22 protein-coding genes, 2 pseudogenes and 1 riboswitch are annotated in these 23,794 nt (G+C 70.4%); of the genes and pseudogenes, 17 read left to right on the top strand and 7 right to left on the bottom strand.

Features of this window, described 5'->3' with window-relative positions; all coding sequences use genetic code 11:
- The first annotated feature begins 7 nt into the window (after window positions 1–7).
- The 6 genes from OG933_RS14495 to OG933_RS14470 all read left to right on the top strand — a co-directional run bounded on the left by OG933_RS14495 (window position 8) and on the right by OG933_RS14470 (window position 5,982).
- Entirely contained in the window at window positions 8–1,261 is a 1,254-nt protein-coding gene (locus tag OG933_RS14495; protein WP_405627367.1) for an Ig-like domain-containing protein, read from the top strand.
- Window positions 1,262–1,472: 211 nt separating this feature from the next.
- Window positions 1,473–2,240: an enoyl-CoA hydratase/isomerase family protein gene (locus tag OG933_RS14490; RefSeq protein ID WP_020131373.1), complete on the top strand. Its 768-nt coding sequence runs from the start codon at window positions 1,473–1,475 to the stop codon at window positions 2,238–2,240.
- A gap of 288 nt (window positions 2,241–2,528) precedes the next feature.
- On the top strand, window positions 2,529–3,032 hold the full coding sequence (locus tag OG933_RS14485; protein WP_054239841.1) for an ATP-binding protein: 504 nt from the start codon (window positions 2,529–2,531) through the stop codon (window positions 3,030–3,032).
- Window positions 3,033–3,241: 209 nt separating this feature from the next.
- Window positions 3,242–4,066: a polysaccharide deacetylase family protein gene (locus OG933_RS14480; protein ID WP_362531820.1), complete on the top strand. Its 825-nt coding sequence runs from the start codon at window positions 3,242–3,244 to the stop codon at window positions 4,064–4,066.
- Window positions 4,066–5,262, top strand: a complete 1,197-nt coding sequence (locus OG933_RS14475) for a YncE family protein (protein ID WP_405627365.1) — start codon at window positions 4,066–4,068, stop codon at window positions 5,260–5,262. The genes OG933_RS14480 and OG933_RS14475 overlap by 1 nt, the downstream gene beginning before the upstream one ends.
- Before the next feature lie 102 nt (window positions 5,263–5,364).
- Window positions 5,365–5,982, top strand: coding sequence for an ADP-ribosyltransferase (locus tag OG933_RS14470; RefSeq protein ID WP_362531826.1), 618 nt, complete (start codon window positions 5,365–5,367; stop codon window positions 5,980–5,982).
- Here the strand turns inward: OG933_RS14470 and OG933_RS14465 are convergent.
- Entirely contained in the window at window positions 5,939–6,637 is a 699-nt protein-coding gene (locus OG933_RS14465) for a GNAT family N-acetyltransferase (RefSeq protein ID WP_405627364.1), read from the bottom strand. The two genes, OG933_RS14470 and OG933_RS14465, sit on opposite strands and share 44 nt — an antisense overlap.
- Window positions 6,638–6,698: 61 nt before the next feature.
- On the opposite strand from OG933_RS14465, the gene OG933_RS14460 reads away from it, so the two are divergent.
- The 4 genes from OG933_RS14460 (at window position 6,699) to OG933_RS14445 (ending at window position 9,638) form a co-directional block, all read left to right on the top strand.
- Window positions 6,699–7,613, top strand: coding sequence for a MerR family transcriptional regulator (locus OG933_RS14460; protein ID WP_405627363.1), 915 nt, complete (start codon window positions 6,699–6,701; stop codon window positions 7,611–7,613).
- Window positions 7,614–7,675: 62 nt separating this feature from the next.
- Window positions 7,676–7,888 (top strand): EF-hand domain-containing protein, encoded by a 213-nt coding sequence (locus OG933_RS14455; protein ID WP_028807102.1) that lies wholly within the window; start codon window positions 7,676–7,678, stop codon window positions 7,886–7,888.
- Window positions 7,889–7,971: 83 nt separating this feature from the next.
- Entirely contained in the window at window positions 7,972–8,889 is a 918-nt protein-coding gene (locus OG933_RS14450; RefSeq protein WP_405627361.1) for a FadR/GntR family transcriptional regulator, read from the top strand.
- An 86-nt stretch (window positions 8,890–8,975) separates the two neighbouring features.
- Entirely contained in the window at window positions 8,976–9,638 is a 663-nt protein-coding gene (locus OG933_RS14445) for an NADPH-dependent F420 reductase (protein WP_405627359.1), read from the top strand.
- Between the two features lie 41 nt (window positions 9,639–9,679).
- Here OG933_RS14445 and OG933_RS14440 read toward each other — a convergent pair whose 3' ends face one another.
- Window positions 9,680–10,225, bottom strand: a complete 546-nt coding sequence (locus tag OG933_RS14440; protein WP_405627358.1) for an MOSC domain-containing protein — start codon at window positions 10,223–10,225, stop codon at window positions 9,680–9,682.
- 216 nt (window positions 10,226–10,441) lie between these two features.
- Window positions 10,442–12,598 (bottom strand): FhaA domain-containing protein, encoded by a 2,157-nt coding sequence (locus OG933_RS14435; protein ID WP_362531841.1) that lies wholly within the window; start codon window positions 12,596–12,598, stop codon window positions 10,442–10,444.
- 229 nt (window positions 12,599–12,827) lie between these two features.
- Between OG933_RS14435 and OG933_RS14430 the strand changes: the two are divergent.
- A pseudogene (locus OG933_RS14430) lies at window positions 12,828–12,987 on the top strand (IS630 family transposase); the annotation flags it as partial.
- A gap of 60 nt (window positions 12,988–13,047) precedes the next feature.
- Window positions 13,048–13,143, top strand: a pseudogene (locus tag OG933_RS14425) (cytidine deaminase); the annotation flags it as partial.
- 41 nt (window positions 13,144–13,184) lie between these two features.
- Here the strand turns inward: OG933_RS14425 and OG933_RS14420 are convergent.
- The 4 genes from OG933_RS14420 to gcvT all read right to left on the bottom strand — a co-directional run bounded on the left by OG933_RS14420 (window position 13,185) and on the right by gcvT (window position 17,559).
- Window positions 13,185–14,552 carry an L-serine ammonia-lyase gene (locus OG933_RS14420; protein WP_362531845.1) on the bottom strand — a complete coding sequence of 456 codons (1,368 nt, stop codon included), beginning with the start codon at window positions 14,550–14,552 and terminating at the stop codon, window positions 13,185–13,187.
- A 76-nt stretch (window positions 14,553–14,628) separates the two neighbouring features.
- Entirely contained in the window at window positions 14,629–15,906 is a 1,278-nt protein-coding gene (glyA, locus tag OG933_RS14415; protein ID WP_362531849.1) for a serine hydroxymethyltransferase, read from the bottom strand.
- 14 nt (window positions 15,907–15,920) lie between these two features.
- Complete coding sequence (gcvH, locus tag OG933_RS14410) at window positions 15,921–16,298, bottom strand: glycine cleavage system protein GcvH (RefSeq protein WP_310434062.1); 378 nt, start codon at window positions 16,296–16,298, stop codon at window positions 15,921–15,923.
- Window positions 16,299–16,416: 118 nt separating this feature from the next.
- Window positions 16,417–17,559 (bottom strand): glycine cleavage system aminomethyltransferase GcvT, encoded by a 1,143-nt coding sequence (gene gcvT / locus OG933_RS14405; RefSeq protein WP_362531853.1) that lies wholly within the window; start codon window positions 17,557–17,559, stop codon window positions 16,417–16,419.
- A 159-nt stretch (window positions 17,560–17,718) separates the two neighbouring features.
- Window positions 17,719–17,818: riboswitch (glycine riboswitch) on the bottom strand.
- 173 nt (window positions 17,819–17,991) lie between these two features.
- On the opposite strand from gcvT, the gene OG933_RS14400 reads away from it, so the two are divergent.
- The 5 genes from OG933_RS14400 (at window position 17,992) to OG933_RS14380 (ending at window position 23,775) form a co-directional block, all read left to right on the top strand.
- Window positions 17,992–18,681, top strand: a complete 690-nt coding sequence (locus OG933_RS14400; RefSeq protein WP_362273976.1) for an AAA family ATPase — start codon at window positions 17,992–17,994, stop codon at window positions 18,679–18,681.
- A 78-nt stretch (window positions 18,682–18,759) separates the two neighbouring features.
- Window positions 18,760–19,566, top strand: a complete 807-nt coding sequence (locus OG933_RS14395; protein WP_362531856.1) for an enhanced serine sensitivity protein SseB — start codon at window positions 18,760–18,762, stop codon at window positions 19,564–19,566.
- 215 nt (window positions 19,567–19,781) lie between these two features.
- Window positions 19,782–20,537 carry an enhanced serine sensitivity protein SseB C-terminal domain-containing protein gene (locus tag OG933_RS14390; protein ID WP_020131390.1) on the top strand — a complete coding sequence of 252 codons (756 nt, stop codon included), beginning with the start codon at window positions 19,782–19,784 and terminating at the stop codon, window positions 20,535–20,537.
- A 312-nt stretch (window positions 20,538–20,849) separates the two neighbouring features.
- A complete protein-coding gene (locus tag OG933_RS14385; RefSeq protein WP_028807105.1) occupies window positions 20,850–21,857 on the top strand; it encodes an ABC transporter permease in 1,008 nt (335 codons plus the stop codon).
- 118 nt (window positions 21,858–21,975) lie between these two features.
- Window positions 21,976–23,775 carry an ABC transporter substrate-binding protein gene (locus OG933_RS14380; protein ID WP_362531859.1) on the top strand — a complete coding sequence of 600 codons (1,800 nt, stop codon included), beginning with the start codon at window positions 21,976–21,978 and terminating at the stop codon, window positions 23,773–23,775.
- Window positions 23,776–23,794: the final 19 nt, after the last annotated feature.

The following is a 23,794-nucleotide window of genomic DNA, read 5'->3' as shown; positions in this document are numbered from 1 at the left end:
AACGACTTTGAACGTGCGACCGATATCGGGGGCGTCGGTTGGGGGGCGCTCGCGCGGCCGCGACAAGCGGTTGGCGCTGATCGTCGGCGGGCTGCTGCTGGCCGTCACGGCCTGCGGCGGGGGCGGGGACTCGGACTCCGGGTCCGCGAAGGACGCGGGCTCCGAAGGCAAGGGCGCATCCGCCACCGCCGAGAGCAAGCAGTCCGAGGCGGTCGTGACCATCGCCCCGAAGACCGGTGCCAAGGACGTCGACACCAGCGGCGCCCTGAAGGTGACGGCCGCCAAGGGCAAACTGACCGAGGTCGTCGTCAAGGACGACAAGGGGACGGCGGTCGCCGGCGCGATCTCCGCGGACGGCGTCGGCTGGACGCCTGCCACGCACCTCGCGGGGGCCACCAAGTACCAGGTGCACGCGGTCGCGAAGGACTCCGAGGGCCGTACGGCCGCCGAGGACTCGTCCTTCACCACGCTGAGCCCGCAGAACACCTTCACCGGCAACTTCACGCCCGAGGACGGTTCCACGGTCGGTGTCGGCATGCCGTTCTCGGTGCGCTTCACCCGGGGCATCACCCACCCGGACGACGTGGAGAAGGCCATCTCCATCACGACCGTGCCGGCCGTCGACGTCCAGGGCCACTGGTTCGGCAACGACCGTCTCGACTTCCGTCCCGAGAAGTACTGGAAGGCCGGCACCAAGGTCACGGTGAAGCTGAACCTCGACGGCGTCGAGGGCCGCAAGGGCGTCTACGGCAAGCAGGCCAAGACGGTCTCCTTCACCATCGGCCGTGACCAGGTGTCCGTCGTGGACGCCAAGAAGCACACGATGAAGGTCACGCAGGAGGGCAAGGTCGTCAAGACCATTCCGGTCACCACCGGCAAGTCCGGCTACGCCACCTGGAACGGCCAGATGGTCATGAGTGAGAAGTTCACCGTGACCCGCATGAACGGCGACACGGTCGGCTACGACGGCGAGTACGACATCAAGGACGTCCCGCACGCCATCCGCCTGACCGACTCCGGCACCTTCGTGCACGGCAACTACTGGGGCGGCGACGCCTTCGGCAACTACAACGCCAGCCACGGCTGCATCGGCCTGCGGGACGTGCGCGGCGGCTACGACAGCGGCGTGCCGGCCGCGTGGTTCTTCAACCACTCGATGGTCGGCGACGTGGTGGTCGTGAAGAACTCCACCGACCCGACGGTCAACCCGGCCAACGGCCTCAACGGCTGGAACATCCCGTGGGCGGAGTGGACGAAGTAGCACCCGCTCGATGACTCCAGGAAGGGCCCGGCGCCGCGACCCACGGCACCGGGCCCTTCGTCGTCCCCTCCCCCCGATGTGACCGACCGCACCGGACCGCTCGCCGTTGGTCCCCGTGCTGTGCCTGCCTGGGGGGCAACCCCCAGACCCCCGGCCCGATGTGACCGACCGCACCGGACCGCTCGCCGTTAGTCCCCGTTAACCTGCTGCCATGACCGTGAATCTCGAAGTCGCCGACGGCGTCGGCACGCTGCGTCTCGACCGTCCGCCCATGAACGCGCTGGACGTGGCCACCCAGGACCGGCTCAAGGAGCTCGCCGAGGAGGCGACCCGTCGTGACGACGTACGCGCGGTCGTCGTGTACGGCGGCGAGAAGGTGTTCGCGGCGGGCGCGGACATCAAGGAGATGCAGGAGATGGACCACACCGCGATGGTCCTGCGCGCCCGCGCCCTCCAGGACTCCTTCACGGCGGTGGCCCGCATCCCCAAGCCGGTCGTCGCGGCGGTGACCGGCTACGCGCTGGGCGGCGGCTGCGAGCTCGCGCTGTGCGCGGACTTCAGGATCGCCGGGGACAACGCCAAGCTGGGCCAGCCGGAGATCCTGCTCGGGCTGATCCCCGGCGCCGGCGGCACCCAGCGCCTCTCCCGGCTGGTCGGCCCCTCCAAGGCGAAGGACCTGATCTTCACGGGCCGGATGGTGAAGGCCGACGAGGCGCTGACCCTGGGCCTGGTGGACCGGGTCGTCCCGGCCGCCGACGTGTACACGGAGGCGCACCGCTGGGCCGCGAAGCTGGCGCAGGGTCCGGCGATCGCGCTGCGGGCCGCGAAGGAGTCGATCGACACCGGTCTGGAGACCGACATCGAGACGGGTCTGGCGGTCGAACGGAACTGGTTCGCGGGTCTGTTCGCGACCCCCGACCGCGAGATCGGCATGCGCAGCTTCGTCGAGGAAGGCCCGGGCAAGGCCAAGTTCCTGTGAGGGAGGTCTCCTTCAAACTCCCCGGAATCACTTGCAATTGACGGGGCGTCTCATCCGGGTCCCTCGATGGGGCGGTTTATGGGAACCTTAAGGCGACCTTAAGCCTGCCTTGTCGAGTGGTCCCGCCGAGCGGCTCTCGACGGGTTGTCGCCGCAGGTCAGTCCCGGTTTGTCAGGCTTTGAACTGCCCCCGGCATATGCCGATCAATCCATCCGGAACAGTCTATTCCGGGGTGCGTATTCCGGCGGAACGGCCCCGGAGGGGGCTCCGGGCGGCCATGATGGGGGCATGGCGGGGCTGGAGGGCATCGAACAGCCGCGGGGACCGAGCCGTGCGACCGCGGCGCGCTGGTCGCCCGCGGTCGAGGACGAACGGGCGTTGAAGGCGCTGGAGTTGTTCGGCAACCCGACGGACGGCGAGGTTCCGCTGCCGTCCCGTCCCGAGTCCGCCGCCACGGCCCGCCGGCTGGCCCAGGTCGTCGTCCTGCGCCAGTGGGGACTGACCCCCAAGATGACCGAGGACGCGGTCCTCCTCGTCTCCGAACTCGTCGGCAACGCCGTACGGCACACCGGTGCCCGGGTCTTCGGCCTCCGGATGCGGCGCCGACGCGGCTGGATCCGGGTCGAGGTCCGCGATCCCTCCCGGGGGCTGCCCTGTCTGATGCCGGTCCAGGAACTGGACGTCAGCGGGCGGGGGCTGTTCCTCGTCGACAAACTCTCCGACCGCTGGGGCGTGGATCTGCTGCCCCGGGGCAAGACGACGTGGTTCGAGATGCGGGTCGCCGACCGCTGATGTCTCCGGCGGCCGGCCGGGCGTGTGCGGGTGCCTCCGGCGGTCGGCCGGGTGTGTGCGGGTGCGTCTCGGTGCCGTCCCCCGGGGGCTGCCGCCCCGGCCCCGGCTTCGGCCCTGAACGGGCCTCGTCCTCGAACGCCGGACGGGCTGAGTGCGGTCGGCGAGCCGGGTTGCGTCAATGGCCGAAATTGCCCCATATCCGCCCTTAAATGGTGCGGGTGACCACATCCGACCGTCGTTCCGTGCTGCGGGCGGGCGCCGGGCTCGTCGCCGGGGGTGCGTTCGCGGCCGCGTGCTCGCCCTTCACGTCCCCTTCCGGCGCCGTCGCCCCGCATGCCCCCGCCTCCGCCTCCCCGGGCCCCGCGTCCCCCACCCGCGTGCCCAAGGCCCCCGCCCGTCCGCTCGCCGCCCCCGCGCCGCGTGCCTTTCCCCGGCAGCCCGCTCAGATCAGTCACGGTCCGAGCGGTCGGTCCCGGGTAGCTCTCACCTTCCACGGTCAGGGGGAGCCCTCCGTCGCCCGGGCCCTGCTCGGGGAGGCCGAGCGGCACGGCGCGCGGGTCACCGTGCTGGCCGTCGGGTCCTGGCTCGACGCACACCCCGACCTCGCCCGCCGGATCCTCGACGGCGGCCACGACCTCGGCAACCACACCCAGCGCCATCTGGACATCAACGCCATGCCGGAGGCCGAGGCGGCGGCCGAGATCACCGGATGCGCCGAGCGGCTGCGCAGGCTCACCGGGTCCATCGGCACCTGGTTCCGGCCCTCCCGCGCCACCCGCGCCTCCCCGCTCGTGGCGGCGCTGGCCCGCCGCGCCGGCTACCCGCACGTCCTCTCCTACGACGTCGACTCCCTCGACTTCACCTCGCCCGGTGCCGCCGCCGTCGCCCGCAACATCCTCGGCGGGATCCGGGACGGGTCCGTCGTGAGCCTGCACTTCGGGTACGCGGACACGGTCGCCGCGCTCCCCGCCGTACTCGACGAACTCGACCGCCGCGGACTGCGCGCGGTCACCACCACGGAGCTGATCGGCTGATGCACCGCAACCTCGTGAAAAGCGCCCTGCTCGCCGGCGCCGCGCTCACCGTCCTCGCCGCCTGCGGCACCGACGGCGGGGGCGGGGCGGCCAGGGAAGGAGGGAGCGGCGCCAGCAAGGCGGCCGCTCCCGCACCGGCGAAGAAGGCCCGCGGGCCCGTCGTCGAAGGCCTGCCCGGCATGCCGCCGGTGCTCGACCCGAAGGACGTCTACGCCGCCGACCGCCCCGGCAAGCTCTCCCCGGTGGTCAAGGACTTCCCGTCCCGGGTCTACGTCCCCAACACCGAGTCCGACACCGTCTCCGTCATCGACCCGAAGACGTACGAGGTGATCGAGACCCTCAGGGTGGGGCGGCAGCCGCAGCACGTCGTCCCCTCCTGGGACATGAAGACGCTGTGGGTCAACAACAACCGGGGGCACACCCTCACCCCCATCGACCCGAAGACCGGCAAGGCGGGCAAGTCGGTCGAGGTGCACGACCCGTACAACCTCTACTTCACGCCCAACGGCAAGTACGCCGTCGTCATGGCCTCGCTCGACCGTGAACTCGTCTTCCGCGACCCGCACACCATGAAGCGGATCAAGACGGAACCGGTCACCTGCTACGGCGTCAACCATGCCGACTTCTCCCTCGACGGGAGGTACTTCATCGTGTCCTGCGAGTTCAGCGGCGAACTGCTGAAGGTCGACACCGAGAAGATGAAGGTCGTCGGACAGCAGAGACTGCCCTACAAGGGCGCCATGCCGCAGGACGTGAAGGTCTCGCCCGACGGGAAGCGGTTCTACATCGCGGACATGATGGCCGACGGGATGTGGATCGTCGACGGCGACACCTTCGGCAAGCCGGAGTTCCTGCACACCGGCAAGGGCTGCCACGGGCTGTACATCGGCCGCGACTCCCGCGAGATGTACGTCTCCAACCGCGGCGAGGGCACCGTCTCCGTCTTCGACTTCCACGAGAACGCGCTCACCAAGAAGTGGCGCCTCCCGCACGGCGGCAGCCCCGACATGGGTGGCGTCTCGGCGGACGGCAAGGTGCTGTGGCTGTCCGGGCGGTACAACTCCGAGGTGTACGCCATCGACACCGGCACCGGAGAGCAGCTCGCCCGGATCAAGGTCGGCAGGGGTCCGCACGGTCTGGCCGTCTACCCGCAGCCGGGCCGCTACTCGCTCGGCCACACCGGCATCTTCCGCTAGGGCGCCTCTGACCGTTCCCGCAGGGCAACCCCGGTCGGGGACACGCCGCCGATCGGGTGACGATCCACGGCTCGCCGTCGGGGAACCGACATCGTGCTGCGCATGATCATCAATCGCGTCCGGCGGCGGGTCGCCGCCGCCGTCCTCTCCCTGGGTGCCGTCCTCGCGACCACGGCGGCCGTGCCCGCCGCCGCACCGGCCGAGGCTCCCGCGAAGGCGAGGACGAAGGCCGCCGCACCCGCCTGTCCCCAGTTCGACGACCCCGTCAAGGCCGCCGCCGACCGGCAGGTGGACGTCCCGCGCATCGCTCCGGCACCGGTCTGGCGCAAGGCCTGCGGCACGCTGTGGCGCAGCGACAACCGCGCGCCCGAGGTCATCTTCGACGAGGGCTTCTACCCCAAGGACGTCGTCGACGGCCAGTACGACATCGAGAAGTACGTCCTGCAGAACCAGCCCTCCCCGTACGTCTCCACGACCTACGACCACGACCTCTACAAGCGCTGGAAGTCGAACTACAACTACTACATCGACGCCCCGGGCGGCATCGACGTCAACCGCACCATCGGCGACACCCACAAGTACGCCGACCAGGTCGAGGTGGCCTTCCCCGGCGGCATCGCACGGCAGTACGTCCTCGGCGCGTGTCCCGTCGACAAGGCCACGAAGACCGAGGTGCTCAGCGGCTGTGTGAGCAACCTGAACTACGTACCGTGGCACTGACCGCCCCGACGCCCGGGTCCCGCCGGACGGTGAGCAGCGCCTCCGCCCCGACCGGCAGATAGCCCGCCGCCTGGAACGCCCGTGTGCTGCGGGCGTTCCCCGGCGAGATCTGCGCCCACACCGGCTCGCCCCCGCCCAGGTGCCGCGCGGCGCCCACCAGGGCCCGGCCCAGCCCCCGGTGCCGTACGCCCTCCTCGACCTCCACGGCCACCTCCAGCCGGCCCGCGACCCCGCGCCCGAGGACGACCACGCCGCCCTCCGCGGCCCACACCCGCACCTCGTCGCGCCGCCTGCGCGAGCTGACCACCCGGGGATGGTCCGGGTCCTCGATCTCCGTCAGCGCGAGAGGCGGCGGGCCCGGCAGCGGGGAGCCGACCACCAGCGCGTCGACCGTCTCCGCGACCCGGCCCGTGCGGTCCAGCAGGGCCGTCAGGAACCGGGGGCTCATCGACGCGGCGAGGGCGTCGCAGTCGGCGGCGGCGAGTGTGGCGTACACCCACGCGGGGTCCTCGTCGACGAAGACCACCGAGTGCGCGGTGAAGGAGAGGACGCCCGCGTCGCGCGGGGAGGGCTGGGACAGGACGGTCGTGCGGCCGTCGGGGGGAGGGAAGACACCGCGCGCGGCCGCGTCGAGAATGTCCCGCAGGTTCCCCACCGCACCGGTTCCCTTCGCGCGCCTTGAGTCTCCACCCACTGGAAGGCCCACACTCACACACATGATCGACGACGGCACCGGACTTTTCACCATCGGAGAGCTGGCCCGCTCCACCGGACTGACCGTGCGCACCATCCGCTACTGGTCCGACGAGGGCGTCCTGACCCCGGTGACCCGTTCGGCCGGCGGCTACCGCCTCTACGACGCCGAGTCCGCCGCCCGTCTCGAACTGATCCGCACCCTGCGCGAGCTGGGCCTCGGTCTGGCCGATGTGCGCCGGGTGCTGGCCGGGGAGCGGACGGTCGCGGAGGTCGCGGCGGCGCACGTGACGGCGCTGGACGCGCAGATCGGATCGCTGAAGGTGACCCGGGCCGTGCTGTCGTCCGTGGCGCGACGCGGCTCGACCGCGGAGGAGATGACCCTGATGAACAGACTGGCCCGGCTGTCGGCGGCCGAACGCAAACGGCTTCTCGACGACTTCACGGCGGAGATCTTCGACGGCCTCGACACCGCCGACCCCGACATCCGCACCCGGCTGCGGTTCGCCGCGGCGGACCTGCCGGACGATCCCGCTCCCGAGCAGGTGGACGCCTGGGTGGAGCTGGCCGAGCTGATCCAGGACCCGGAGTTCCGGGTGCTGATGCGGACGATGGTCGAGTTCAACGCGGCGGACCGCGGGCCGGACGTCCCGGCGGGCACGTCCCTGTGGTTCATGAGCCGTCTCGTGCACCTCGGCGGCGAGGCGCTGCGGCAGGGCGTCGCCCCCGGCGACCCGGCGGCCGAGGAGCTCCTGCGGGACCTGCTGGGCGACGCCGACCGGGCCGCCGTCCTGGACCGGCTGACCGCCGCCTCGAACGTACGGGTCGCCCGGTACCGCCACTTGTCGGCGATCGTGAACGGCGTCGGAAGCCAGCCCTCGTACGACGAGGAGTTCTCCTGGGTGGTCGCCGCACTCCGCGCTCACCAGGGCCGTTAACCTGACCTGCGTCAGTAGAACAGCGAGTATGACCGCAAGGCATGACGAAGAGGGGCGGATCGGTGGCCGACATCGAAGAAGCGCGCAAGGAGTTCCAGCGGATCGACACGGACGGTGACGGCTTCATCACCGCGGCCGAGTTCAAGACCGCCCTGGCCCAGGGGGGTGACTGGAACGTCACCGAGTCGGTCGCCGAGGTCATCATCAAGAGCCGCGACCTCGACGGTGACAAGCTCCTCTCGTTCGACGAGTTCTGGGCGCACCTGAACAAGTGAGACGAGCGGAAAGGGGGCGCCTCGCGATGCGGGGCGCCCCCTCCTCATGACCGGCGCTCGCTGCGCACGCTCCACCGGCCGCCGTGCCGTTCCAGCGCCAGCGGCAGGTCGAAGCACTTGCCGACCCGGTCGCCGGTGAGGACGTACGCGGCGGGGCCCAGCGGATGCCGTGTGCGTCGCCTGCCCGGCGCGCCATGTGCTCGGCCGCCTCCCGTACCGTCCGCCACACCTCGCCCCGGTCCCGGCCCGGTACCACCTCCCGCCATACCGGGGAGGTCGCGACGTACAGGTGGACGACGGCCCTCGGCAGTCCCTCGATCGCCTCGAAGGTCCGGTCGATCGGCTCCGGGCGGGCCGGGGTGAACACGACCGGCGTGACATGCGAGACCACGCTCGCGAAGGAGCTCGGCGTCGGCCGCTCCACCGTCCGTGAGGCGCTGCGCGCGCCGGCCGGTGCGGGCCTCGTCCGGCCCCGGCAGGGCGCCGGCGTCTTCGTCGTGGCGACCGAGCCGGCCGAGGACTGGCCCACCCGGCTGCGCCGGGCCGCGGTGACGGACGTGTACGAGGTCCGGATGGCGGTCGAGGTCCACGCGGCCCGGCTCGCCGCGCGTCGCCGCACCCCCGCGGACGTCACCGCGACGCGGGAGGCGCTCGCGGGACGCGGGGCCGCGTCGGCAGGGGACGACGAGGCCTTCGTCGACGCCGGCATCGCCTTTCACGCGGCCGTGGTCGCCGCCGCGCACCACCCCGTGCTCACCTGCCTCTTCACGGAGTTCGTCCCGGTCCTGCGCAAGGGCCTGGTCGACCTCCTGGCCCTGACCGGACTGCGCGTCCAGGAGCCCAACACCGCCGACGAGGCCCACGAGGCGCTGGTCCGCGCCGTCGCGGACGGGGACCCGGAAACCGCGGCGGTCGTCCTCACGGCGGAACTGGAGGATCCGTTCGACGGCCGGTGCCGGGCCGCGGAGAATCTCGAAGGGATCGTCGCGGAGCCGGAATAGCCCGCCGCCGGCCGGGGTTGGCCCCATCAGGTGCATGCATGTGCATCGAATCCGAATCGTCTCGGTCCCGGAAGGCAAGGCCTCTCATGAAGATCGGCATCATCGGCGCGGGCAACATCGGCGGCAACCTCACCCGGCGCCTCGGTGCGCTCGGCCACGACGTCTCCGTCGCGAACTCCCGCGGCCCGCAGACGCTCAAGGACCTCGCCGAGGAGACGGGAGCGACCCCCGTCACCGTCGAGGAGGCGGCACGCGGAGCCGAGGTCGTGGTGGTCACGATTCCGCTCAAGGCGATCCCGAGCCTGCCGTCCGGCATCCTGGACGGCGCGGCCGACGGCGTGGCCGTCATCGACACCAACAACTACTACCCGCAGCAGCGCGACGGCCGGATCGCGGAGATCGAGGACGAGGGCCTCACCGAGAGCCGCTGGACCGAACGCCACATCGGTCACCCCGTGATCAAGGCCTTCAACGGCACCTACGCCCAGGACATCCTGGAGCGCCCGCTCGCCGCGGGCGACCCCGACCGCATGGCGCTCCCGGTGGCCGGCGACGACGAGGCGGCGAAGGCGAAGGTCCGCGCCCTGATCGACGAGCTCGGCTTCGACACCGTCGACGCGGGCGGCATCGACGACTCCTGGCGCCAGCAGCCCGACACCCCCGTCTACGGGCTGCGGGCCGGCGCCGAGGCGGTCGCCGAGGCCCTGGCCGAGGCGAGCCCGGAACGCCCGGCGGCCTTCCGCGGCTAGGGCGCGTCCGACCCTTCCCGCCGGGCGCGCGAGAAGGGGCCCTAGACGATCCGCAGGGGGTGGTGCGGCCCGTCCGGCAGCTCGACCGTGATCGAGTCCCCGGGCCGCACCTCACCCCCGCTGAGCACCACACCCATGATCCCGGCCCGGAAGGCCGGCCGGCCTTCCGGGCCACGCCCGACGACCTGCTTCATCAGGCCCTTTCGGAAGCCGTCGATCTGCTTGCAGGGATTCCGCAGCCCGGTCACCTCGACCACGGCCTGTCCGCCGAGCCGCAGCCGCGTCCCGGTGGGCAGCTCGAGCAGGTCGATGCCGCGCGTGGTCACGTTCTCCCCGAGCTGTCCGGGGGCCACCTCGAACCCGGCCGTACGCACCTCCTCGAACAGCTCCTCGTGTATGAGGTGCACCTGCCGCAGATTCGGCTGCGAGGGATCCTTCTCCATCCGGAACCGGTGCTTCACCGTGGCTCCGGCATGCACGTCCCCCGCCACCCCCAGCCCGGCGACCAGCGTCACGCTCTCCCGGTTCGGCTTGGTGAAGGAGTACGTGCCGCTGCTGCTGACAGCGCTGACGACGGACCTGCTCATATCGGGGAAGCTCCCTCGGCACTCGATGTGCGACCTGTGGATTCGGCACGGGCGGGCTAGCCTCGAGTCACCTCGGGGACTGCACCGACCGTCGAGGGCCGGACGCTGCCTGCGCGCATGGCTGCATTCTGACGAACCAGCGCCCTACGTCCCGGATGCGGGGTCCTCCAGGCCCGACGCCTCGAAATCAGCCGGCAGATCGACTCCGGTCACAGATCACGCCCGTGCGGGAGCGGCGAAATAGCTGGGCGCGTTGTATCCCGAGTGAGGGTAGGCGGCCGCCCAGCTCACGGCCTCGGGCTGGGTGCGAGGGAAGTCCGCGGCCACCAGCGTCGCCAGGTCGAAGTAGGCCTCGCGGGTCCGTGCCTTCATCTGCTCCAGATCGACCTCCGAGCCCGTCGCGAGGTGCTCGTCGAACGGGATCATCACCACACCCCGGCAACGGGCACGGAAATGGTCCACGACCTCGTTCACCTTCACCACCTTGCTCTTGCGGCGCGCCTCGGACACCACGGTGATACTCCGGCTGACGAGGTCCTCGTACTGGTGCGCAATGAGCCAGTCCAGGGTGGTACTGGCGCTGGTCGCGCCGTCCACGCTGGGCGTGGCGACCACGATCAGTTGATCGGCGAAATCCAGGATGCCCCGCATCGCGCTGTGCAGCAAGCCGGTGCCGGAGTCGGTGAGGATGATCGGGTAGTGCTGTCCGAGGCAGCTGACGACCTGTCGGTAGTCCTCGTCGTTGAACGCCGTCGAGAGAGCGGGATCCACCTCATTGGCCAGGACCTCGAGGCCGCTCGGGGACTGGGAGGTGAAGCGCCGTACGGACATGTAGTTGGTGAGGTTCGGGATTTCGGCTACGAGGTCGCGGATGGTCGCGCCGGTTTCGCGACGGACACGGCGGATGAGGGTGCCTGCGTCCGGATTGGCGTCGATCGCGACGACCCGGTCCTGCCGCTCGGTGGCGAGAGTCGCGCCCAGGGCGGTCGTGGTGGTCGTCTTGCCGACTCCGCCCTTGAGGCTGATGACGGCGATCTTATGGCACTGCATCACCGGCGTGCGGAGGATGGCCAACTTCTGCTGGCGCTCTCGTTCGGCGGTCCTGCCGCCGATGCGCAACCGGCTGAGGATCTTTCGGCCGTTGGGCTGGCCGCGCAGCAGGCGGTCGGGGGACAGCTCGACGGTCGCACTGTGCCCCAGTGCCCCGCGGCCGTTCCAGTCCGGCTCCAGCCATTGGGCCGGAGCGTGGTGCGCCGGCGGGCGAGCGTAGGGCGCGGTCCCGCCGGCGACCCGGGTCGGCGGCGCGCCCCTGTCATAGGGAGCCGCAAGGGGTACTGCGCCGAAGCGGTTCCCCGCAGGCGCCGGGGAGTGATTCTCCGCCGGCCCGCCCTGCGTCACGGTCTCGTGGGCCGCCCGCGGGCTGGTCAACGGCTCCGTCGGCACGGAGGCCTGGAGCCCGTCGGCGACGTGCGGGTCCGGAGGCGTGGGAACGAGCCCGTCGGAGAGCTCCCTGCCCCTGCCGGGTGCAGGATCGGCGGCGTACATGTCGCGATCGTTGGTCATGTTGTGTCCTTTCGACGAGATGGTGGGCCCCTCGGGCACGGAGTCGACGGCGTGGCGGCGGGCAGGCTTCACGCCCGGTACCACGCCCGCGGGCTCGAGCGCCGGACGCCCGCCCTGCCCGGCAGCGGCGGCACGTACCGCGTGACCGGACCGAGACAGGACGACGACGCCCGGGCGGTCCGCCACGGGTTTCACAGGGCGGAGCGGCCGCGGTGGCGCGGCGAGAGCGCTCGGCTGGGCGGCGCGGACCAAGCTGCCGTTTTCGCTGAATGAAAGCCCCATCGATATGAGCTGATCAGGGGTCAGTGCCCGCTTGTCGCCTCGCAGGACAGGTGTCGGCGGTTGCCAGGTCCGGGCGCCGCCGCCGCCCAGCCCGACCGCCGTCGCGTGCGTGGCGCGGTACCACTGGTCGACTTCCAGGGCGTGCTGGACCTCGGGCGGCACCTCGAGGCGGCTGCGCACGCGATACTGCCCGACCTTCAAGTTCTCCGTCCGCTGTAGCTGAACCTTCAACGGACCTACGAACGAGTACTCCTGTTCCTCGGCATGCGCGCGCACCTTCTCGACCAGCTCTTCGCCGAGCATGACCAGGCATGCGCCGTAGGCCTCGTGGTCGCCCGGACTGAGTTCGACGACGAAACCGTTGGGTGCGATGGTGCAGCCCTGGATCCAGATCCTGGCGTTGACGTCGCACTCGCGCCGGAGTGCGCCGGCGAACTCCAGGGGTTGCACAGCGGATCTGAAGATCTTGGCGAAGGTGTCGTTGACTAGAGCCTCGAAGCGCTGTTCCAGCTTGTTCAGCGTTCCCACTTCAGCCTCCGGGTGCCAATCCGCTGCAAGACAGTCAGATCGGCCGATGATGTCACTGATAGTGCTTATGTAGACACGGAGAGTGCTGATCTTGCGGCATGTCGCTGCATTTCACCGGATCGGTCGTAAAGCCCCGCCCATCGGGCGGCGTGGTCCCTCGATTCGGCGCCACTCTCGGAACGCGGGGGCTCCCGGCGCCGCGCGGGCGGCGCGCTGTCGTCAGGCTCGGGTGGCAGAACGGGTACGCGTCCGCGAGATCGATGACGACGGGCGACAGCGCCTGTCGCGGATCGTCCGCAGAGGCGCCGGGTGAGTGGTGACCTGGCGGCGGGCCCGGACGGTGCTCTTGTCCGCGCAGGGCAAGCCGGTGGCGAGGATTGCCGGAGTCAAGAAGATCGCCGAGACACCTGTTCGCCGCCTTGGGCCTGAGCAAGGGCGGGCTCTACGGCCACGCCATGGCAGCCGCAGCTCGCGTCCGGGACGGCCGGATCGTCACCGCCGTGAACGCGTACCACTTCATGGCAGGCCCCTGCGTCCAGCTGGTCCCGGGGATGTTCCACCTCGTGATCAGGGAGGGCCTGCTTCCCTAGCACTCGATGATGTTCACCGCCAGCCCACCCCGGGCCGTCTCCTTGTACTTGACGCTCATGTCCGCGCCCGTTTCCTTCATCGTCTTGATGACCTTGTCCAGGGACACCTTGTGCGAACCGTCGCCGCGCATCGCCATCCTGGCCGCGGTGACCGCCTTCACCGAGGCCATGCCGTTGCGCTCGATGCACGGGATCTGGACCAGGCCGCCCACGGGGTCGCAGGTCAGGCCGAGGTTGTGTTCCATGCCGATCTCGGCCGCGTTCTCGACCTGCTCGGGGGAGCCGCCGAGGACCTCGGCCAGCGCGCCCGCCGCCATCGAGCAGGCCGAGCCGACCTCGCCCTGGCAGCCGACCTCGGCGCCGGAGATGGAGGCGTTCTCCTTGAAGAGCATGCCGATCGCGCCGGCCGCGAGCAGGAAGCGGACCACCCCGTCCTCATCGGCGCCCGGCACGAAGTTCACGTAGTAGTGCAGGACCGCCGGGATGATGCCGGCCGCGCCGTTGGTGGGGGCCGTCACCACCCTGCCGCCGGCCGCGTTCTCCTCGTTCACCGCCATCGCGTACAGCGTGATCCACTCCATGGAGAGCGCCAACGGGTCGCCCTCCGCCCGCAGTTGACGCGCCGTCATGGCAGCCCGACGGCGGACCCGCAAGCCGCCCGGCAGGATGCCCTCGCGGGACATGCCCCGGGACACGCAGGCCTGCATCACCCGCCAGATCTCCAGCAGCCCGTCCCGGATCTCGTCCTCGGTGCGCCAGGCGCGCTCGTTCTCCAGCATCAGCGAGGAGATCGACAGGCCGGTCTCCTTCGCCAGCCGCAGCAGCTCGTCGCCCGTGCGGAAGGGGTACTTCAGGACCGTGTCGTCGAGCTTGATGCGGTCCGCGCCGACCGCGTCCTCGTCCACGACGAAGCCGCCGCCGACCGAGTAGTACGTCTTCGCCAGCAGCTCGGCGCCCTGGGCGTCGTGGGCCCATATCGTCATGCCGTTGGCGTGGTACGGGAGGGCCTTGCGGCGGTGCAGGACCAGGTCCTCGTCGAAGGAGAACGGGATCTCGTGCGAGCCCAGCAGCCGCAGCCGGCCGGAACCCCTGATCTGCTCCACCCGGTCGTCCGCGCCCTCCACGTCCACCGTGCGCGGCGAGGAGCCCTCCAGGCCGAGCAGCACCGCCTTCGGCGTGCCGTGGCCGTGGCCGGTCGCACCGAGCGAGCCGTACAGCTCGCAGCGCACCGACGCGACGGAATCCAGTAGGCCCTCGCCCCGCAGCCGCCGGGCGAACATGCGGGCCGCGCGCATCGGGCCGACCGTGTGGGAGCTGGACGGGCCGATGCCGATCGAGAACAGGTCGAAGACCGAGATGGCCACGGGGGAACTCCTCAATGCAGGGTGGTGCGGGGTGCCGCCCACACCTCTCAGTGTGCGCGGCACCCGGGAAAAGGAACTACTTGCTCAGACCGGGATACAGCGGGTGCTTGTCGGCGAGGGCCGTGACCCGGGCCTTGAGCGCCGCCGCTTCGGCCGCCGCGAAGGGGGACGGCGCCTTCAGCGTCTCGGCGATCACGTCCGCGACCTCGGCGAAGTCCTCGGCGGTGAAGCCGCGGGTCGCGAGGGCGGGCGTGCCGATCCGCAGTCCGGAGGTGACCATCGGGGGGCGCGGGTCGTTCGGGACCGCGTTGCGGTTGACCGTGATGCCGACCTCGTGGAGCCGGTCCTCGGCCTGCTGACCGTCCAGCTCGGACTCGCGCAGGTCGACCAGGATCAGGTGCACGTCGGTGCCGCCGGACAGGACGTTCACGCCGGCCGCGCGGGCGTCCGGCGCGGTCAGGCGCTCGGCGAGGATCTTCGCGCCCTCGACCGTGCGGGCCTGACGCTCCTTGAAGTCCTCGCTCGCCGCGACCTTGAAGGAGACCGCCTTGGCCGCGATCACGTGCTCCAGGGGACCGCCCTGGAAGCCCGGGAAGACGGACGAGTTCAGCTTCTTCGCGAACTCCTTCTTCGCGAGGATGATGCCGCCGCGGGGGCCGCCCAGCGTCTTGTGGGTGGTGGACGTGACGACGTCGGCGTACTCCACCGGGTTCGGGTGGAGACCGGCCGCGACCAGACCCGCGAAGTGCGCCATGTCGACCCACAGGAAGGCCTCGACCTCGTCCGCGATCCGGCGGAACTCCGCGAAGTCCAGCTGCCGCGGGTACGCCGACCAGCCCGCGATGATCACCTTCGGGCGGTGCTCCTTGGCGAGCCGCTCGACCTCGGCCATGTCGACCAGGCCGGCGTCGTCGACGTGGTAGGCGACCACGTCGAACTGCTTGCCGGAGAAGTTCAGCCGCATGCCGTGGGTCAGGTGACCGCCGTGCGCCAGGTCCAGGCCGAGGATCGTGTCGCCGGGCTGGGCCATCGCGAACAGGGCGGCCTGGTTGGCGGAGGCGCCCGAGTGGGGCTGGACGTTGGCGTACTCGGCGCCGAACAGCTCCTTGATCCGGTCGATCGCGATCTGCTCGGCCACGTCGACGTGCTCGCAGCCGCCGTAGTAGCGGCGGCCCGGGTAGCCCTCGGCGTACTTGTTGGTCAGGACCGAGCCCTGCGCCTCCATCACCGCGAGCGGAGCGAAGTTCTCCGAGGCGATCATCTCGAGCGTGGACTGCTGGCGGTTCAGCTCGGCGTCGACCGCGGCGGCGATCTCCGGGTCGAGCTCGTGCAGGGGCGTGTTCAGGACGGACATGCGTCTACGACTCCTCAGCCGGCGGTGAAGGCGGTGTATTCGTCGGCGGAGAGCAGGTCGTCCTGCTCGCCCGCCGTGCGTACCTTGAACAGCCATCCGCCCTCGAAGGGGGCGGAGTTCACCAGCGCCGGGTCGTCGACGACGTCCTGGTTGACCTCGACGATCTCACCGGAGACCGGCGCGTACAGCTCGCTGACCGACTTGGTCGACTCCAGCTCGCCGCAGGTCTCGCCCGCGGTCACCGTGTCACCGACCTCCGGGAGCTGTACGAAGACCACGTCGCCGAGCGCGTTGGCCGCGTGCTCCGTGATGCCGACCGTCGAGACGCCGTCCTCGGCGACCGACAGCCACTCGTGCTCCTTGCTGTAGCGCAGCTGCTGGGGGTTGCTCATGGCTTGAATTCTCCTGTACGCGGGAGGGTGCTGGTGAATGGGGGAGTGCTGGAAACGCACGTGAGCAGCGGAAATGTGCGCGGGGTCACGTACGGGCGGGCGTCAACGCGCCCAGTGTCTACTTCTGGCGCTTGTAGAACGGCAGCGCCACGACCTCGTACGGCTCGTGGCTGCCTCGGATGTCCACGCCGACGCCCGTGGTCCCCGGCGCCGCGTGCGCGGCGTCGACGTACGCCATCGCGAGCGGCTTGCCGAGGGTGGGGGAGGGGGCGCCGGACGTGACCTCGCCGATCACCTCGCCGCCGGCGACGACGGCGAACCCGGCGCGCGGGACCCTACGGCCCTCGGCGACCAGGCCGACGAGGACGCGCGGGGGCTGCGAGGCGGCGCGCTCGGCGGCCGCCTCCAGGGCCGTACGCCCGACGAAGTCGCCGTCCTTGTCGAACTTCACCACCCGGCCGAGCCCCGCGTCGAACGGGGTGAGGGAGGTGCTCAGCTCGTGCCCGTACAGCGGCATGCCCGCCTCCAGGCGCAGCGTGTCCCGGCAGGACAGACCGCAGGGCACCAGTCCGACGCCCTCGCCGGCCTTGGTCAGCGCCTGCCACAGCTCCACGGCGTCATCCGGCCGGACGAACAGTTCGAAGCCGTCCTCGCCGGTGTAGCCGGTGCGTGCGATCAGGGCGGGGACGCCGGCGACGGTTCCGGGCAGACCGGCGTAGTACTTCAGGCCGTCCAGGTCGGCGTCGGTGACGGCGGCGAGGATGCCGGGGGACTCGGGGCCCTGCACGGCGATCAGCGCGTAGGCGTCGCGATCGTCGCGGACCTCCGCGTCGAAGCCCTCGGCGCGCTCGGTCAGCGCGTCCAGCACGACCTGCGCGTTGGAGGCGTTGGCCACCACCATGAACTCGGTGTCGGCCAGCCGGTAGACGATCAGGTCGTCCAGGATGCCGCCGTCCGGCCGGCAGATCATCGTGTAGCGGGCGCGGCCGTTCCTGACCGCCCCGATGTTGCCCACCAGGGCGAAGTCGAGAAGGGCGGCGGCCTGCGGGCCGGTGACGGTGATCTCACCCATGTGCGACAGGTCGAAGAGCCCGGCCCTGGTGCGGACGGCGTGGTGCTCGTCGCGCTCGGAGCCGTAGCGCAGGGGCATGTCCCAGCCGGCGAAGTCGGTCATCGTCGCGCCGAGCGCGCGATGCACCGCGTCGAGGGCGGTGTGGCGCTGTTCGGCGGTCTGGGCGGATGCGGGGTCGGTACTGCTCATCGGGCGTTCGTCTCCCAAGGCATGACGGCACGGCGAGGTCGTTCCTCCCCATCTGTCATCGGAACCTGAGAGGTTCGCCATGACGCCCCGCACGGGATCGGTCATGACTTGCACCTTGGGTGGAGCCACTGGAGACAGCGGCCCGCTTTTCAGATGTGCCTCGCCCGCGCGGTAACGGGGCCTGAGAGATTCAAGGGAGGGACTTGCTCCTTCGGCGCCCCAGCGAAGCTGCTGCTGAGGACTCTCCCGCGCGGATTCAAACGGCCGGTATGCAGTTGGCGCGGCCATCATTGCACGGCTCGCCCCGATCACGGCAGGCCGCATCTGTAACCGGCTTGTGTCGGTACGCGCACGAAATCGCCGGGCGTGGCGCATTACCTTCTCTTTACGCTCGGTGGGGATGAGGACACCATCTGACCCCAGGGGAGGACGATCACGGTGAACAGGACGACCAGGGCGAGGTCCACGGCATTCGCGACCGGCTCGGGGATCGCGCTGCCCGCGCAGCCCGTCGCCCCGGCCCGGGAGGCGTGCGGCCCGCAGTCGGCGCCCGTCGTCCGTGACCTGCGCGAACGGGCCGGCCGCAGCCCGCACGGCCTGCTCTTCGGTCCCCGTGACCTGGTCGTGGTCACGGGTCTGCCCGGCAGCGGCAAGTCCACCCTCATGCGGCGGACCGTGCAGGGCATCCGCGTCGACTCCCAGGACACCCGGGACCGCTGGGACGCCCGCGCCCCCCGCTTCCTGCCCTACGGCCTCTACCGCCCCCTCGTCCGGCTCGCCCACTACGCAGGGCTGCGCCGGGCGCTGCGCAGCGGCGAGGGCGTCGTCGTGCACGACTGCGGCACCCAGGCCTGGGTCCGTGACTGGCTGGCCCGCGAGGCCCGCCGCCGCGGCGGCACCCTCCACCTGCTGCTGCTGGACGTCGGCGCGGACACGGCTCTGGAGGGGCAGCGCGAGCGCGGCCGGGGCGTCTCCCGGTACGCGTTCCTGCGCCACCGCCACGCCGCCGCCCGGCTGGCGCGCTCGGTGGAGAAGGGGCGGCTGCCCCAGGGCTGCGGCTCGGCGGTGCTGCTCGACCGCGCGGCGGCCGACACGCTGCGCCGCATCGGATTCACGGGCTGAGGGCTCGGGTGCGGCCCCCGGTACCCGCTAGCCTTTCAGCCACAGCGAAGTGAGCGGTTCTCAGCAGGCGGTAGGCAGATGGATTTCCCCCCGGCGAACTTTCCGACGGACTTCTCCGCGGACTTTCCGGCGCAGGCACACCCCCATCCGCACGGCGGATGGCCCGGCAACGAGCTGGAGGAGGTGCTCTCCGTCTCCCTCGGCGTGCCGGGAGCCGGCGGCCGGATCGTCGAGGTGCTCGGACGCAGCTTCGTCTGGGTGCCGCTGCCCGGCGGCGGCGGCCCGCACAGCGGCCCCCTCGACCTGCCCACGATGGAGATCGAGGGCCAGGTGTACGTGCCGGTCTTCAGCTCCGAGGAGCAGTTCCGGCAGGTCGTCGGATCGCATATGTCGTTCACGATCGCGCCGGCGGTGGAGTTCGCCCGGGGGCTGCCCCCGCAGGTGGGCATCCTGGTGAACCCGGACGGCGTGGTCGGTGTCCCGCTGCCCCCGCCCGCCGTGGCCGAGCTCTGCCGGGCGGGCCGCACCCCGCTGGACGGCACCGCGGCCGGCGGCCGGGTCCGCCTCTACGAGCCCGACTGGCAGGACGACCCGATCGACTTCCTGGCCGCGGCCTCGGCCGAGTTCGAGGCCACGGGCGTGGTCCGCACGGCCCGCCGCTGCCTGGCCGCCATCGAGACGGCGGACCCGGTGATGTTCGTGGGCGTGGAACTCTCCCAGTCGGAAGGCGACCTGAGGGCACTGCCGCTGGAGGCTCTGGGCAGGGCTCTGGGCAGGACCGCGGCCCCGTGGCCGGTCAACCTGGTCCTCCTGGACGTCGCACAGGACCCGGTGGGCGACTGGCTGAGGGCCCGCGTCCGCCCCTTCTACACGAGGGACCGGTGAAGCCACCCGAAGGGCGCGGGGCCGTGTCCGTAGGCGGCTCCGCCGCCGGGCGCGCCCGGCCGCACACGATCCGCAGCCCGAAGATCACAGCGGGCCTCGAGCCCTCAACGGCCGGACCGGCGGAGCGCCTAAGCTGGACTCCGACGCGGGGCAACTTCTCGAAGGGGCGATAAAAAGTGAGCGCTGGCACTGCCGCGACCGGCTCGGTCGAGCACATGCTGCGCCAGGTCACGCCCGGGCGCTACGACGCCTACGAGGCGCTCCTGCGCGCGCTCGCGACCCCCTCCTCCGGCCAGGTCTGGATGCTGCTGTGGCACGGCCAGGCCGGCTCCCCGGACGCCCAGTACGGAAACATGGAGGTCGAAGGACACGGCTACGCCCCCTGCGTCACCTCCGCACAGGAGCTCAGCGCGAGTGGCTGGAACAGGTCGTACGAGGTGGTCGACGGGCTGGACGTGGCCCGCACCCTCTACCCCGACCACTACGGCCTCTGGCTGAACCCGCACGCCCCCGGCGGCGGGGTCGGCATCCCGTGGCTGGATCTGCGCCGGATCGCCACCGGCCTGGAGCGCCAGCCGGCCGGGCCGCTGCGGCTGTCCGAACCGGGCATCGAGATCCCGCAGTTCTACGCCCTGCTCGCGCAGAACGCCCACCGTACCCCGGCGGTCCGCGCGTTGCGCCGCGCCTGGGTGCAGCCGGCGCTCGGTGCGCCCTATCTGGCCATCGGGCTCGACGTGTACGACTCCTCCCCGCCGGCCGTGGACGCCGTACGGGCGATGATGCAGCAGTCCATCGGAGCCGTGCCGGACGGGCTGCCGGTGTCGACGGTCGCCATGACGGACGAGTACGACCCCGTCGTGATGTGGATGCGTGCCACCGCCCGGCCCTTCTACGACCGTGAGGCGCACGCACCCGCCCCGGCCCAGGCTCCCGCCGGCGGCTACGGCTATCCGCCCACCGGACGTTACTGACCCCCGGCACGAGTTCGCCATAAAGTGGAGACCGGACTTCTTCGCGCGTAGATGAAGGCGATTGGTCCGTTTTTCCACCGTTCTGCCCCAATAAGCCACTGTCCGGGGGGCGTTACCCGCCGTCCGGATAACGGAACCCCACTACCCGGATCACGTTTACGCATCCATTCACTGCCAAGTCTGGCAACAGATCGCCAAAGCGTTGAAGACTCCCGCTCCAGGGGACTTATCCCCTGCGTATTACGGACTGATCACGCCGCTACAGCGGCAAGTGCGGGCCGGCTACCGCCGGTTGAGAGGGGTCCCTGCCAGATGACGGCACCATTGCACGAGCCGACCGCGGAAGCGGCCCCGAGCGCGGCCGAGGAAGCGTCGGTCGCCTCCAGCGGCGCCAAGGCCGTTCAGGGCCGTTCCCTGGGCCGGATCGCCTGGGAGCGCCTCAAGCGGGACAAGCTCGCCCTCACGGGCGGCGTCGTCGTGCTCGTCCTGGTCGTGGTCGCGCTCCTCGCGCCGGTCATCACCGGGCTGCTCGGGCAGGACCCGAACGAGTACCACGAGAACCTCATCGACCCGCTCTTCGGCACGCCCACGGGCTCCCTGGGCGGCGTCAGCGGCGACCACCTGCTCGGTGTCGAGCCGGTCAACGGCCGCGACATCTTCGCCCGCATCCTCTACGGCGCCCGGATCTCGCTGCTGGTCGGCTTCCTGTCGGCCGTGGTCGCGGTGATCCTCGGAACGGTGCTGGGCATCCTCGCCGGCTTCTTCGGCGGCTGGGTCGACTCCCTCATCAGCCGGGTGATGGACGGTCTGCTCGCCTTCCCGCAGCTGCTCTTCATCATCGCGCTGGTCTCCGTCATGCCGAACGACCTGCTCGGCCTCTCCGGTTCGAGCGTGCGTGTCTTCGTGATGATCCTGGTCATCGGCTTCTTCGGCTGGCCCTACATCGGACGCGTGGTGCGCGGCCAGACGCTCTCGCTGCGTGAGCGCGAGTACGTCGAGGCCGCCCGATCGCTGGGCGCGGGGCGGCTGTACATCCTGTTCAAGGAACTGCTGCCCAACCTGGTCGCCCCGATCGTCGTGTACACGACGATGATGATCCCCACCAACATCCTCACCGAGGCGGCGCTCAGCTTCCTGGGCGTCGGTGTCAAGCCGCCCACCGCCTCGTGGGGGCAGATGCTCTCGAGCGCGATCGACTACTACGAGTCCGACCCCATGTACATGGTGGTCCCGGGTGTGGCGATCTTCATCACCGTGCTGGCCTTCAACCTCTTCGGTGACGGCGTCCGGGACGCGCTGGACCCGAAGGCCTCGCGCTGATCCGCCCCGTCGGGGATCAGCGAGAACAGCGAGCCGCAGAACCGCCGAAACACGGCGCCCCAACCGTCCCGTGGTCTTCACACGGGGTATCTCTCATCTATCCGGAGGATCCGAGATCGTGACTACCCAACGCACCTCAGGGCGGCGGAAGCAGGCATTTGCCGCTGCTGCCGCGGTCGCCGCGCTGCTGACCACGGCGGCGTGCGGCGGCGGTGGAGACGACGGCGACAAGGGCTCGAGCTCCGGTGCCGCCGGCTTCGACGCCGCGAACAACAAGGTCGCCCAGGCCTCCGCCGCCAAGAAGGGCGGCACGCTGAAGTTCGGTGCCGCGCAGGATGCCGACTCGTGGGACACCACGCGTGGCTACTACGGCATGATGTGGAACTTCGCGCGCTACTACAGCCGTCAGCTCGTCACCAACAAGGCCGAGCCGGGCGCTGCGGGCGCCGAGGTCACTCCGGACCTCGCCACCGAGACCGCGAAGGTCACGGACGACGGCAAGACCTACACGTACACCCTGCGTGACGGCATCACGTGGGAGGACGGCAAGGCGATCACGTCCAAGGACGTGAAGTACGGCATCGAGCGCGTGTGGGCGCAGGACGTGCTGTCCGGCGGTCCGACGTACCTGAAGGACGTGCTGGACCCCAAGGGCGAGTACAAGGGCCCGTACAAGGACACGTCCGCGGACAAGCTGGGTCTGAAGGCGATCGACACGCCCGACGACAAGACCATCGTCTTCCACCTCCCGCAGGCCAACTCGGACTTCGAGGAGATGCTGGCCCTGGTCTCGGCCTCGCCGGTCCGCCAGGACATGGACACCAAGTCCAAGTACGGCCTGAAGCCGTTCTCCTCGGGCCCGTACAAGTTCGCGTCCTACAGCCCGGGCAAGGACCTCAAGCTGGTCCGCAACACCTCCTGGAAGCAGGCCTCGGACCCGATCCGCAAGGCCTACCCGGACCAGATCACCATCCAGTTCTTCTCGGACGCCAACCAGCTCGACCAGCGTCTGATCAGCGGTGACCTGGACCTCGACCTGAACCAGACCGGCATGTCGCCGCAGGGCCGCACCACCGCCCTGAAGGAGCACAAGGGCAACCTGGACAACCCGGTCACCGGTTACGTCCGCTACGCGGTCTTCCCGCAGAGCGTCGCGCCGTTCAACAACATCGAGTGCCGCAAGGCCGTCATCCTCGGCGCCGACCACGTGTCGCTCCAGACCGCCCGCGGCGGTCCGGTCGCCGGTGGTGACATCGGCACCAACATGCTGCCGCCGTCCGTCCCGGGTGCCGAGGGCCAGAAGTACGACCCGTACGAGATCTCCGGTGCCAACAAGAGCGGCAACGAGGCCAAGGCCAAGGAGGCCCTGAAGGCCTGCGGTCAGCCGAACGGCTTCAAGACCACCATCGCGGTGCGTAACAACAAGCCGGTCGAGGTGGCCACCGCCCAGTCCCTCCAGGCGTCGCTGAAGAAGATCGGCATCACCGCCGAGATCGACCAGTACGACGGCTCGCAGACCGCCGGCATCATCGGTAGCCCCTCGAACGTGAAGAAGAAGGGCTACGGCATCATCATCATGGGCTGGGGTCCGGACTTCCCGTCCGTCCAGGGCTTCGGTCTGCCGCTGTGGAACAGCAAGTACATCTCCGAGAGCGGTAACAACAACTACGCGCTCATCAACGACAAGACGATCGACGGTCTGTTCTCGTCGTACGTCACCACGCTGGACGACGCCGGCAAGACCAAGATCGCCACGGAGATCAACCACAAGGTGATGGAGGGCGCGTACTACCTGCCCTTCGTCTTCGAGCGGTTCCTCAACTGGCGCTCGGACAACCTGGCGAACGTCTACACCACCGACGGTTACAGCGGTCAGTACGACTTCGTCAACCTCGGCCTGAAGAACCCGAAGAAGTAGTCCCGGCACACCCGCCGAA

The sequence above is a fragment of the Streptomyces sp. NBC_00016 genome, assembly GCF_045040885.1.
GTDB classification, from domain to species: Bacteria; Actinomycetota; Actinomycetes; order Streptomycetales; family Streptomycetaceae; genus Streptomyces; species Streptomyces coriariae.
This window is presented reverse-complemented; position numbering and strand designations above follow the sequence as displayed.